Origin of the sequence: Duganella sp. S19_KUP01_CR8, assembly GCF_036688705.1 — a bacterium.
Taxonomy (GTDB): domain Bacteria; phylum Pseudomonadota; class Gammaproteobacteria; order Burkholderiales; family Burkholderiaceae_D; genus Rugamonas.
Genome location: NZ_JAQQPR010000024.1, coordinates 17,471 through 29,553, shown reverse-complemented (window position 1 = coordinate 29,553; position 12,083 = coordinate 17,471). Strand labels below are relative to the sequence as shown.

The 12,083-nt window shown below is 62.1% G+C and carries 13 protein-coding genes; 10 read left to right on the top strand and 3 right to left on the bottom strand.

Features of this window, described 5'->3' with window-relative positions; translation table 11 throughout:
* Positions 1-14: 14 nt before the first annotated feature.
* On the top strand, positions 15-314 hold the full coding sequence (locus tag V6M89_RS22140) for a hypothetical protein (protein WP_332855209.1): 300 nt from the start codon (positions 15-17) through the stop codon (positions 312-314).
* Here V6M89_RS22140 and V6M89_RS22135 read toward each other — a convergent pair.
* A complete protein-coding gene (locus V6M89_RS22135; RefSeq protein WP_332855267.1) occupies positions 311-1,228 on the bottom strand; it encodes an AraC family transcriptional regulator in 918 nt (305 codons plus the stop codon). The genes V6M89_RS22140 and V6M89_RS22135 overlap by 4 nt on opposite strands.
* 100 nt (positions 1,229-1,328) lie before the next feature.
* Here V6M89_RS22135 and V6M89_RS22130 point away from each other — a divergent pair, with 100 nt between their 5' ends.
* The 3 genes from V6M89_RS22130 (at position 1,329) to V6M89_RS22120 (ending at position 3,793) form a co-directional block, all read left to right on the top strand.
* Positions 1,329-2,051: an SDR family oxidoreductase gene (locus tag V6M89_RS22130; protein ID WP_332855208.1), complete on the top strand. Its 723-nt coding sequence runs from the start codon at positions 1,329-1,331 to the stop codon at positions 2,049-2,051.
* 120 nt (positions 2,052-2,171) lie between these two features.
* Positions 2,172-2,873 carry a glutathione S-transferase family protein gene (locus V6M89_RS22125; protein ID WP_332855207.1) on the top strand — a complete coding sequence of 234 codons (702 nt, stop codon included), beginning with the start codon at positions 2,172-2,174 and terminating at the stop codon, positions 2,871-2,873.
* Positions 2,874-2,944: 71 nt separating this feature from the next.
* The gene (locus V6M89_RS22120; protein WP_332855206.1) at positions 2,945-3,793 is read left to right on the top strand and encodes a substrate-binding periplasmic protein; all 849 of its coding nucleotides are present in this window, start codon (positions 2,945-2,947) and stop codon (positions 3,791-3,793) included.
* Positions 3,794-3,804: 11 nt separating this feature from the next.
* Here the strand turns inward: V6M89_RS22120 and V6M89_RS22115 are convergent, their stop codons facing one another.
* Complete coding sequence (locus tag V6M89_RS22115) at positions 3,805-3,993, bottom strand: hypothetical protein (RefSeq protein ID WP_332855205.1); 189 nt, start codon at positions 3,991-3,993, stop codon at positions 3,805-3,807.
* Between the two features lie 134 nt (positions 3,994-4,127).
* Here V6M89_RS22115 and msrA point away from each other — a divergent pair, with 134 nt between their 5' ends.
* Positions 4,128-4,628, top strand: coding sequence for a peptide-methionine (S)-S-oxide reductase MsrA (gene msrA / locus V6M89_RS22110; protein ID WP_332855204.1), 501 nt, complete (start codon positions 4,128-4,130; stop codon positions 4,626-4,628).
* A gap of 120 nt (positions 4,629-4,748) precedes the next feature.
* Positions 4,749-5,156, top strand: a complete 408-nt coding sequence (locus V6M89_RS22105) for a DUF1842 domain-containing protein (protein ID WP_332855203.1) — start codon at positions 4,749-4,751, stop codon at positions 5,154-5,156.
* Positions 5,157-5,192: 36 nt separating this feature from the next.
* Here the strand turns inward: V6M89_RS22105 and V6M89_RS22100 are convergent, their stop codons facing one another.
* Complete coding sequence (locus V6M89_RS22100) at positions 5,193-5,504, bottom strand: hypothetical protein (RefSeq protein WP_332855202.1); 312 nt, start codon at positions 5,502-5,504, stop codon at positions 5,193-5,195.
* Here V6M89_RS22100 and V6M89_RS22095 point away from each other — a divergent pair.
* The 4 genes from V6M89_RS22095 to V6M89_RS22080 are packed head-to-tail and all read left to right on the top strand — an operon-like array spanning position 5,488 to position 12,063.
* A complete protein-coding gene (locus tag V6M89_RS22095; RefSeq protein WP_332855201.1) occupies positions 5,488-7,209 on the top strand; it encodes a glycosyl hydrolase family 18 protein in 1,722 nt (573 codons plus the stop codon). The two genes, V6M89_RS22100 and V6M89_RS22095, sit on opposite strands and share 17 nt — an antisense overlap.
* Positions 7,210-7,212: 3 nt before the next feature.
* A complete protein-coding gene (locus V6M89_RS22090) occupies positions 7,213-8,229 on the top strand; it encodes a cupin-like domain-containing protein (RefSeq protein ID WP_332855200.1) in 1,017 nt (338 codons plus the stop codon).
* Positions 8,230-8,244: 15 nt separating this feature from the next.
* On the top strand, positions 8,245-10,629 hold the full coding sequence (locus V6M89_RS22085; RefSeq protein ID WP_332855199.1) for a chitinase C-terminal domain-containing protein: 2,385 nt from the start codon (positions 8,245-8,247) through the stop codon (positions 10,627-10,629).
* 9 nt (positions 10,630-10,638) lie between these two features.
* Positions 10,639-12,063, top strand: a complete 1,425-nt coding sequence (locus V6M89_RS22080) for a glycoside hydrolase family 19 protein (protein ID WP_332855198.1) — start codon at positions 10,639-10,641, stop codon at positions 12,061-12,063.
* The last annotated feature ends 20 nt before the right edge of the window (positions 12,064-12,083 follow it).

Sequence of the window (12,083 nt, the reverse complement as noted above, 5' to 3'; positions counted from 1 at the left end):
ATCCGCGAGCGACCATGAACGACTACATCATCCTCATGCTTGACGATACCGCGCACCCAGATGCCGCCAGCAGCGCGCTGTGGGAATCCTACATCACCGGCCTGCGCCAGAGCGGCCAGTTCGACGGTGGCAGTTCCATCGGCAAGGGGGCGCTGCACCGTAAAGGTGCGCCGGCTGATTCCGCCAGCCTGGACGTCACCGGCTACCTGCGTGTGCGCGCCGCCAACCTCGACGATGCCGCGCGCTTCCTGGTTGGCAATCCGCATTACGAAGCCGGCGGCGGCGTGGAAATCCGCGAATTGCCAACGGATTAATTCGGCTGCCGCATCTCCAGTTGCTCTCGCACGTAACGCGCCGGTGGCAGTCCGACATGGCGGGTGAAGGCAACGCTGAACGCGCTTGCCGAACCGTAGCCGACGCGTCCGGCAACCTCGGCGATGCCGGTCTCTTGCCGTCGCAGCAGGTGCTTCGCCCAAGCCATGCGCCAGGTGAGCAAATACGCCATCGGCGCGACACCCAATGCGCGGCTGAACCGCTCGAAGAACGTCGAGCGCGAAAGGGCTGCCTCTTTCGCCAGTTGCGCGACCGTCCAGGGCTTGGTCATGTTTTCGTGGATGCGCCGTAGTGCGACGGCGAGGCGTTCGTCGGCCAGGCCGCGCAGCAGGCCCGGCGATGCCGCGGTCCCTGCGGCGGAGCGCAGCGCTTCGATCAGCAGCACCTCCAGCAGCCGCGCCAGGATCACCTCCCGCGCTGGCCGTGCCGCCCGCGATTCTTCTCCCACCAGCTGCACGATGGTGGACAGCCGTTTTTCGCCGCGCACGTGCACCAGTTGCGGCAGCAGTGACACCAGCAAGGCCGCATCGGGTGAACCGAAGGTGCAGTAGCCTACCAACAGCTGTGTGTCGGCCGGCACGTCTTGAGCGCCGTGTCTGAACTCGCCGTTCGGCAACTGAGTGGGCGGGATATCCAGGTCCTCCGATGCCGGTGGCTCCAGGCTGGTCATCGTGAATCGGTAAGCCGACGGAATCAGGACAAAGTCGCCTTGCTGCAATTGGATCGGTTCCTGGCCGCTGACTTCGAGGCGACACGAGCCTTCGAGTATCACGCTGTAGAACGGTTGCCCGGATTCCGAACGCCGCACGCGCCATGAGCCGGCAGCGCCGACGAGCTTGGAGAACCGGGCCTGCGGTTGCAGCAACGTGACGACTTCTGCGAGGGGATCGATCATATCTGGACTATCGCTCATTAAATCTGGACTCCTGATTGTAGCAAGTCCGACATCGGCGAACTATAGTTTGCTCACTGCAAACCACTCAACAGGAGTCGCCATGAAAACCGTCCTCATCACCGGATGCTCATCCGGATTCGGCCTCGAAACCGCGCAATACTTTCTCGATCGCGATTGGAAGGTCGTTGCCACCATGCGTACGCCGCGCGAGGACCTGCTGCCGCGTTCCGGGCATCTGCGCGTGCTCGCGCTCGATGTCACCGATCCGGACAGCATCCGCCGTGCAGTGGAGGCGGCAGGGCAGATCGACGTGCTGGTCAACAATGCCGGGATAGGCGTGCTGGGTGCGCTGGAGGGCATTTCCATGGCCACCGCGCGCGAGGTCTTCGAAACGAACACCCTCGGCACCATCGCGATGACCCAGGCGGTGCTGCCGCAGTTCAGGCTGCGGCGCGCGGGTGTCGTCGTCAACGTGACGTCCAGCGTGACGCTGACGCCATTGCCTTTGCTGTCTGTGTACACGGCGAGCAAGGCGGCGGTCAATGCGTTCACCGAGTCGCTTGCGCTGGAACTGCAGCAATTCAATGTGCGGGTGAACCTGGTGCTGCCGGGACGCGCTCCATCGACCAGGTTCGGCGAAAATGCGAAATCGCGCATGCAAGACAGCATTCCCGAAGCCTATGCCAGCTTGGCGCAGAGTGTGTTCGAGGCGTGGGGACAGTCGACTGCGGTCACGCACGCCGTGGATGTGGCGGAAGCGGTGTGGCGTGCGGCGAATGATGCGTCATGCCCGCTTCGCCAGACCGCTGGTGCCGATACTTGATGCACCAATCGACAAAACCGCGCCTCGCTGCCGACATGTGCGCCGTGTCGTTTTCGTTCAATATCCAAAAATAAACGGTTGCTATAGTCACTGCTCCTTCCTGCCTCGGAAAGCAAAACGATGATTACTGTGTATGGTTTCGGCCCGGCTTTCGGACGTTCGGAAGCAAGCCCGTTTGTGAAGAAGACTGAAACGTTATTGAAGCTGGCAAATTTGCCGTATCAAAAACGGACCGGCAAACTCCTTCGGGCGCCGAAGGGAAAGCTGCCGTATATCGATGACCAGGGCGTGATCCTGTCGGACTCGACCTTCATTCGCTGGCACCTGGAAAAAAAGTACGCTATCGACTTCGATGCCGGCCTGTCCAGCCAGCAGCGCGGCGTGGCATGGGCGCTGGAAAAACTGGTTGAAGACCATCTGTACTGGGCCTTGGTGCACCGGGTCTGGCGCGATCCGGTGAATGCCCCGAAAGTCACCGCTTACTTTTTCAGGAAATTGCCGTGGCCGCTGCGTCCGCTGGTGGGGTATCTCGCTCGCCGCCAGGCCGGCAAGAACCTGCGGGCGCAGGGGATGGGGCGGCACGCGCCGGCGGAACTGATGGATCTCGTGCGCAAAACGGTGGCCTCGATTGCGGACATACTCGGCGATCAGCCGTTCATGCTGGGCGCGCAACCGAGCGCCGCCGATGCCGCGGTCTATCCGTTCATGGAGTCGATGGTGGACGCCGAGTTTGACGATGCGTTCAACGATATCGTGAAGTCGCATCCGAACGTGGTCCGCTACGTGGAGGCCATGCATGAGCGGTACTTCGCGAGCGTCTGATTTCGTGGCTGCATCACAATACTCTGTGCTATTCTTTGCATATGAGGCAACTTGGCAATAAATGCAATCTTTTGAAATGGCTGGCCGCCTGCGCGCTGGCCATGCTTTTGGTGCTTGGCGTGCACGCCGAGCCCATGCGCGTTGCCTATCCGCAGCCGCAGATCGAGCTGGACCGGGGCTACTTCGTCAAGATGCTGGAACTGGTGATGCGCAAGTCCGGCGCCAAATACCAATTGCAGACCTGGGATGTGAAGGCGATCAAAGGCCGCGCCGTGCAGGAGCTGGCGCACGGTAGCAACGTCGACGTGATCTGGGCGATGACCACCCGCGAGCGCGAACAGCTGCTGCTGCCGGTGCGCATTCCGCTCGACATGGGGCTGGCCGGCTGGCGCATCGGCGTGGTCAACGCCCAGGACAGCGCCAAGTTCGAGGCGGTGCGCACTGTCGATCAACTACGGCAATACAGGATCGGACAAGGCTACGACTGGGCTGATACCACCGTGCTCAAGGCCAGCGGCTTCGACGTGGTCACCGGCGCCACCGCCGACAATCTGCATGCGATGCTGGCCGTGAAGCGCTTCGATTATTTCCCGCGTTCGATACGCCAGGTGTGGGGCGAGGCGGAGCAGCATGCGGCGCAAGGGGAGGTGGTGGAAATGACGCTGGCCTTGCACTATCCGGCGGCGGTGTACTTCTTCGTCAACAAGAACAACCCGGCGCTGGCCGAGGCGCTGGAGGCGGGATTGAAACGGGCGCGCAGGGACGGTTCGTTCGAGCAGCTATTCCGCTCTTATAATGCGGATCTCATCCGGCGTACCAGGTTGAGCCAGCGCATCGTGCTGGAGCTGCCCAATCCCGACCTGCCGGACGAAACACCGTTGCAGCACAAAGAACTCTGGTACTCGCCGACGCGGTATTAGACTAGGGTGGTTTAGCGCAGGTCTTCGGCGCGGCGCCGGTCCGGTTCCGACAGCACGCGGGCGATCACCGGCAAGGGCACGCCGGCATCTTCGAGGAAGGCGGCGGCGGCTTCGCGGCCGGCGGTTTCAAGCAGGCCCAAGCCGGCGTTGACGGCGATGGCTTTGACCCGGTCCGGGCGCGAACGTCGTTCTACTTGCATGGAGGACTCCCGTTTTTTTTAGGTGTACATCAACGCTCAAGCTTAGCACAACAGCAATTGTTATGGAGCAGGCTCACCTTGAAGAAATGGCGATCGTCACTAAATTGAACAGACATACTCACCAAGGATAGACCATGACAACAACTGAAACCGCCATCCTGGCCGGCGGATGCTTCTGGGGCGTGCAGGACCTGGTGCGCAAGCAAGCCGGCGTGCTGGCGACGCGGGTCGGCTACAGCGGCGGCGACGTGCCGAACGCCACCTACCGCAACCACGGCACCCACGCCGAGGCACTGGAAATCGTCTTCGACCCGGCCGTCATCAGCTATCGCAAGATCCTGGAATTCTTCTTCCAGATCCACGACCCGAGTACCCGCAACCGCCAGGGCAACGACATCGGCACGAGTTATCGATCCGCAATTTACTATACCAACGAGCAACAGAAGGCGACGGCCGAGGACACCATCGCCGACGTTAATGCATCGGGTTTGTGGCCGGGGAAAGTCGTCACCGAAGTGGCGCCGGCCGGCCCGTTCTGGGAGGCTGAACCGGAGCACCAGGACTATCTGGAGCGCATTCCCAACGGCTACACCTGCCATTTCATCCGTCCGGACTGGCAATTGCCCAAGCGTTGAGCTGGAGTAAATATTCATTGTAATCAACCACTTGGAGACCGGAAGGTATTCGGAAGGCAAGGTTTTCGCATCGCCGCTACAGTTTGACTCATGTTTTACTTCTCTTCGTTAGGAAGCACCATGAGTCAATTATTTACAGCAGTGTATGAAGTCACCAGCGCTACCGCCGGTTCGCCAACTTTGTGGTTGAACCTGGTTGTGAATGCGCAAAACGACAGCGTGATCGGCCACGCGCGGGTGGCGTTTGAGGGCGGCGAAACCGCCGGCATTTCGGTGCGCGGACATCACACCCGGATCGAAGGCGAGCATTCTTTGGAGGCCGTGGTGCTGGCCGGCTTGCCGGCGATTTTCCCCTCGGTGGAGGAAGCGCCGAGCGCGTTCCAGCTGCTGATGGTGCTGCCGACCGCCTCCCGGAGTGGCCAGGTTTGCTACAAGATGAGTTTTGGCAATCCGCAACAACCGCGCATTGTCGAGGTGCGTGATGGAAGTGCCCACGCGGTGCAGCCGGAACTGGCTACCGCCACCTGATTCCGGGATTTCAGCGGTTTTGGGCCGCTGTCGTCGTCAGTACCACTTCCAGAGTGCACAAAATTGGTACTCATCAATTAACACGATGTTCAATTTGAGACATTCGAAAGTCAGGGCGCAATTGCGCCCTTTTTGCTTGCTGAAACCGGTTGGTGGGCGCTCACACTCTCTTTCAAGTTCCATATCGATTCTTGCTGTAAAAACTCTTCCTGTGCCGTAACTGGTATTTGATTGGATGTAATTAAATAAAACCACTTGACTACCACTTCTTTGCGTTCCATCCTGAAAAAATAATAAAAGCATAGATTCACCCACCCAAGGAGGAGAAAGCATGGAACGTGCAGTCAAGGGAAACGCGGCCGTACTCGGCCTGATCGCCAGTATGTTGGCGGCTTGCGGCGGGGGCAGCGACAGCCCCACCACCACCACACCACAAATGAAACTGCTGGGCGGCGTGCAAACCGCCGCCGCAGCCGCCGATTGTCCGGCATGGTCGTCCAGCGCGATCTACACGGTCGGCATGTGCGTGACCTACAACGGCTCCACCTACAAGGCCAAGTGGTGGACGCAAAATAACGTGCCAGGCACGGAGCAGTGGGGGCCTTGGGAGCTGCAGGCTGTGACGCCTACTCCTACGCCGACGCCAACGCCGACGCCAACGCCGACGCCAACGCCGACGCCGACCCCAACCCCAACCCCAACCCCGACGCCTACTCCTACGCCTACGCCTACGCCTACGCCGACTCCAACGCCGGTCGGCGGCCGTGAAATCGGCTCCTACTTCGCGCAGTGGGGCGTGTATGGCCGCAGCTACGAAGTGGCCGACATCCACACCACCAAGACCCCGGTCAATGGCGTGCAGACCAGCGTCGCCGACCAGCTCACCTTCATCAACTACGCCTTCGGTAACACCTACGCCAAGAACGGCGGCTACGAATGCGACATGGTCACCCGCGCCGAAGTGGGCAACGACACCCCGACCTCGCCGCAAGCCGGCACCGGCGGCGACGCCTACGCCGACTACCAACGCCAGCCCACGCGCACCGTGGACGGCAAGACCGTCGCCTGGGACGCTCCGCTGACCGGCAACTTCCTGCAACTGAAGCTGCTCAAAGCCGCGCACCCGAACCTGAAAGTGTTCATCTCGCTGGGCGGCTGGAGCTGGTCGAAAAACTTCTCGGCCGCAGCCAAGACCGACGCCCTGCGCAAGCAGCTGGCCAAGTCCTGCGTGAAGATGTTCATCGCCGGCGACCTGCCTGTGCAGGATGGCCGCGGCGGCCCCGGCTCCGCCAAGGGCGTGTTTGACGGTATCGACATCGACTGGGAATATCCGGGCGGTGGCGGCCAGCCGTACAACACCTTTGACACGGTCAACGACAAGCATAACTTCACGTTGCTGATGGCCGAGTTCCGCGCACAGCTGGACGCGCAAGGCGCCATCGACGGCAAGCGTTATGCGTTGACGGCCGCCATCGGCGCCGGCACCGAGAAGATCGCCCAGACCGAACCAACCCTGTATTCGCAGTACATGGACTGGGTCAACCTGATGAGCTACGACTTCCACGGCGCATGGGAAAGCACCACCAACTTCCACGCGCCGCTGTACCACGATCCTGCCGATCCTGCGACCGGCATCCTCGCCAAGTACAACACCAACGACGCCGTGACGGCGCTGGTGGCAGCCGGTATGCCGCGCAATAAGATCCTGCTCGGCGTGCCGTTCTACGGACGCGGATGGAAAGGCGTAGCCGCCGGCCCGAACGCCAACGGCCTGTATCAAACCGCCACCGGCGGCGCGGCAGGCACCTACGAAACCGGCATCGACGACTACAAGGTCCTGGTCAACAAGACCGGCTCGCGCTGGTACCACCCGGTCACCAAGCAGCTGTTCCTGTACACTGGCACCGGAGAATGGTGGAGCTACGACGACCCGACTGTGATCGCGACCAAGATGCAGTACATGCGCGACCAAAGCCTGCGCGGCGCCTTCTCATGGGAGCTCGATGGCGATGCCAGCGGAGCCTTGACTAGCGCAGTGTGGAAAGGACGATAAGCGATGAACCGCCATGACGCCGTACAACAGGTAAACGTTAACGACTCGTGGCGGGGATGGATCGCCGAGAACCTTATTCTCGGCGGCCATCCGGATGCGCTGATCGGGATCATGATCCAGTCTGGAATAGTCGAGGCGTCCGCTCGCACCGAGATGGACGCTGCGCTGCGCAGCCCTTACCTGCGCGGCGTATCGCGGTTGCACAACCGGCTGTCCAAGCGCGATTGGGTGCTGCGCATCCAGTCCCGCCTGAACCGCCTGGGACCGAACGAGGTGCCGCGCCGGGAGCGCCTGTCCGAACAGGAATTCCTGCACGAGCACTATCGCCGCAACCAGCCGGTCATCATCACCGGCATGCTGGACGACTGTGTCGCGCGCGACAAATGGACTTACGACTACCTGATCGAGCAGTTGGGCGAGCGGGAAGTCGAGGTGCAGTTCGGCCGCGAGGCCGATCCGAATTATGAAATGAACAGCAACGCGCACAAGCGCCGCATGCCCTTCGGCGAATATGTGGCGATGGTGCGCGACAGCGGCCCCACCAACGATTTCTACATGACCGCCAACAACGACGGCCAGAATCGGGCGGCGCTGCAGGAGCTGATGGCGGATCTGCCGCCGTTGGCGGAGTACCTGGAGCAGGGGCGCAGCGGTTTCTTCTGGTTCGGACCGGCCGGCACGATCACGCCGTTCCATCACGACCTGACCAACAATTTCATGATCCAGATAGCTGGGCGTAAACGGGTGCGGTTGATCGCTCCCTGCGACACGCCCAGTGTCTACAACCAGCGTCACTGTTATTCGCAGGTCGATGGACGCAACATCGATCTGCAGCGCTTCCCGATGATGGCCAACGTACCGGTCATCGAGTGCGTGCTGGAACCGGGTGAGATCCTGTTCCTTCCAGTGGGCTGGTGGCATTTTGTCGAGGCGCTTGATGTGACCATCACGGTCTCGACGACCCACTTCCGGTGGGATAACGACTTCTATACACATTACCCGAGCAATCAAGACTTCTAACTACGGGATATAAAAATGAGACAAAACCTTTTGATGCTGACCCTGGTCGGCAGTACTCTGGCCGCCTGTGGTGGCGGCAGCGACCCCCAAAACACCGCCACGCCGACCCCGAAACTGCTGGGCGGCGCGGTACGCATGGGCGGCGCGGCCGTCACCTGCGACGCGTGGAGCGCGTCGTCGGTCTACACCGTCGGCATGTGCGTGACCTACAACGGCAAGACCTACACCGCCAAATGGTGGACGCAGAATAACGTGCCGGGCACGGAAGAGTGGGGCCCTTGGGCGGAGCAGACGACCACGCCGACTCCTACCCCGACGCCAACGCCAACGCCAACGCCGACACCGACACCGACACCAACGCCAACGCCAACGCCAACTCCGACGCCGACGCCGACGCCGACGCCAACGCCAACGCCAACGCCAACGCCGGTCGCGTGCCGTCCCGACGGCCTGGCCTCGCCGGTGCCGAACGTGAACTACTGCGGCGTGTATGACGCCAACGGCCGCGAGAAGCTGGCCAATGGCCTGAACCGCCGCATCGTCGGCTACTTCACCAGCTGGCGCACGGGCGCGAACAACACGCCGTCCTACCTGGTCAACAACATCCCGTGGGACAAAATCACCCACGTGAACTACGCCTTCGCCGCAGTGGACGCCAACGCCAAAGTCCAACTGGGCAGCGGCGCCAACAACCCGGACACCGGCATGACCTGGCCGAACATTCCCGCAGCAGCGATGGATCCATCGCTGCCGTACAAAGGCCACTTCAACCTGCTGTCCCAATACAAGAAGCGCTACCCTGGCGTGAAGGTCATGCTGTCGGTAGGCGGCTGGGCAGGCAGCGGCGGCTACTACACCGCCACCACCAACGCCGACGGCTCGCTCAACACCGCAGGCATCAACACGCTGGCCGATTCGATGGTGGCCGTACTCCGTCAATACACCTTCTTCGACGGTATCGACATCGACTACGAGCACCCGACCACCAACAACGAAGCCGGCAACCCGCTCGACTTCGGCGTCTCCAAGCCACGCCTGGCGGGCCTGATGAAGAGCTACAACGTGCTGTTGAAAACCGTGCGTCAAAAGCTGGACACCGCAGCCGTCGCCGACAACAAGTACTACATGCTGACCATCGCCGGCTCCGCGTCGGGCTGGATATTGCGCGGCGAGGAAAACCTCTCCGGCCTGCAGTACCTCGACTACGCCAGCCTGATGTCCTACGATCTGCACGGCGGCTGGAACCAGTACGTCGGTCCCAACGCCGCGCTGTTCGACGACGGTAACGACGCCGAACTCAGGGCCGGCAACGCCTACTCCTACGGCGGCATCGGTTACCTGAACGTCGACTGGGCCTACCACTACTATCGCGGCGCATTGCAGGCTGGCCGCATCAACATCGGCGTGCCTTACTACACGCGCGGCTGGAAGGATGTCACCGGCGGCACCAGCGGCCTGTGGGGAACCACGCCACTGGTGAACGACACCGTCGCCTGCGCCGGCGTCAAAACCTGCGGCACCGGCGCGGTCGGCATCGACAACGTCTGGTACGACCTCGATACCAACGGCAAGCCGGTCCCCGGCGGCGGCAATCCGCTGTGGCACGCGCTCAACCTGCAAAACGCCATCGCGCCGGACTACCTGGATGCCTACGGCGTAACCGAGAAAACCATCACCGGCACGTACGTCGCCAACTACAGCGCCACGATGGCGGCGCCATGGCTATGGAACGCCACGCGCAAAGTCTTCATCTCCACGGAGACCGCGCAATCGATGGCGGCCAAGACCCAGTACGTGATCGACAACGCCATCGGCGGCATCATGATCTGGGAACTGGCCGGCGACTACGCCTGGGACGCCAGCAAGAACGGCGGCAAAGGCGAGTACTTCATGGGCTACACGCTGACCACCAACATCTATAACGCCTTCAAGACCGCCAGCCCATACGGCGCCACGCGGGCGGAATCGGCAATGCCAGCCAGCAGCGCCAAGGTCAGCATCGCACTGGGAGGCTGGAAGCTCGGCGACAGCAACTACCCGATCAACCCTGTGATGACGGTGACGAATAACACCACCGTCACCATACCGGGCGGCTCGGTGGTGGAGTTCGACTATCCGGTATCGGCGCCCGCCAACATGAGCGACCAGTCGGGCTACGGCCTGGTGGTGACCAAGGCCGGCTACTCCGGGCCGAACAACATCGGCGGCTTCAAGGCCAGCTTCAACCACGCCAAGTTCACGATCCCGACGTGGCAGTCGCTGGCGCCGGGCGCTTCGGTGTCGCTGACGCTGAACTACTCGCTGCCGATCTCGGGGCCGTCCGCCTACGTGGTCACGGTGAATGGCGTGCGCTACGCCTTGAGCGATGAGTATCCCGGCTTGCCGGTCGCGCTGAAATAAGGGGACGCGATGAAATCAGTTCACAGCATCGCTGTGCTGAGCGCCACGCTGCTTGCCGCCTGTGGCGGCGGCAGCGACGGCGGCCAGGCCGGCAGCACCGCTCCACGCGTACTCTCCGGCGGCATCAGCACCGCCGCCGCCAGCGCATGCCCGGCATGGACCGCCACGGCGGTCTACACCGCCGGCATGTGCGCGATCTACCAGGGCAAGCAGTACGAAGCCAAATGGTGGGTGCAGGGCACCGCGCCCAATCCCACCGATGCCTGGGGGCCGTGGAAGTACATCACCGACGCCCCCGATCCAACAACGCCAACGGATCCCGGCACGCCGCAACCGGGCGGCGTGCCGACCAAGGCGCAAGCCGAGGCGCGCGAAGCCCAGTTGACCAACAACGACTTCTTCCGCACCGTGAAGGCGTCGATCCGCACGCTGGACAACGCGGCGGTGGACGCGGTATCGTCCGGCGCGGCGGCCAACCCGGCCAATGTCAAGCGGGTGGAGCGTTTGCTGACGTCGGCCAAGTGGGATTACTACTTCGGCATCCGTGAGCCCAGCTACACGTACGGCCGCTTCCTGCAGGCGGTGGCCAAGTTCCCGGCCATCTGCGGCGACTACACCGACGGCCGCGATGCGGACGCCATCTGTCGCCACTCGCTGGCGACCATGTTCGCCCACTTCGCACAGGAGACGGGCGACCACAACGCCAGCATCCCGCTGCCGCAGTGGCGTCAGGGCCTGAAGTACCTGCGCGAGATGGGTTGCGACGAAACCGGCACCAACTGCGGCTACAACGTCGAATGCTCGGACCCGGTGTTCAACACCGTCTGGACCTGCGGTAAAAACGCCGACGGTACGTTCAAGAAGTACTTCGGCCGCGGCGCCAAGCAGCTCTCGTACAACTACAACTACGGTCCGTTCTCGCAGGTGATGTACAACGGCGACCAGTCGGTGCTGCTGAAGAATCCAGACCTGGTGGCGTCGACCTGGTTGAACCTCGCCTCGGCGACGTTCTTCTTCGTCTACCCGCAACCGCCCAAGCCATCGATGCTGCATGTGCTGGACGGAACCTGGGTGCCGAATGCGGCGGACAAGGCGGCTGGCGCGGGTAATAACTTCGCCACCACCATCATGATCATCAACGCCGAATGCGGCACCGGCACCGAGAAGGCGGCAGCGCAGAACCGCATCGACTACTACAAGCAGTTCGCGGCGGACCTGGGTTGGAACGTAGGCAGCGAACAGCTGTCCTGCGCGACGATGCAGCGCTTCAGCGGATCCAGTTCGGCGGCCTACAACATCTACTGGGAGAAGAACTGGAGCAGCGGCGGCGACTATCAATGCCAACTGGTGAGCTATCAAACGCCGTACAGCGCTCTGATCGCGGGCAACTACACCAAGTGCGTGGAGAAGAACTGGAGCGTGACGCTCAAGTGATCTGATGGCATACAATGGTC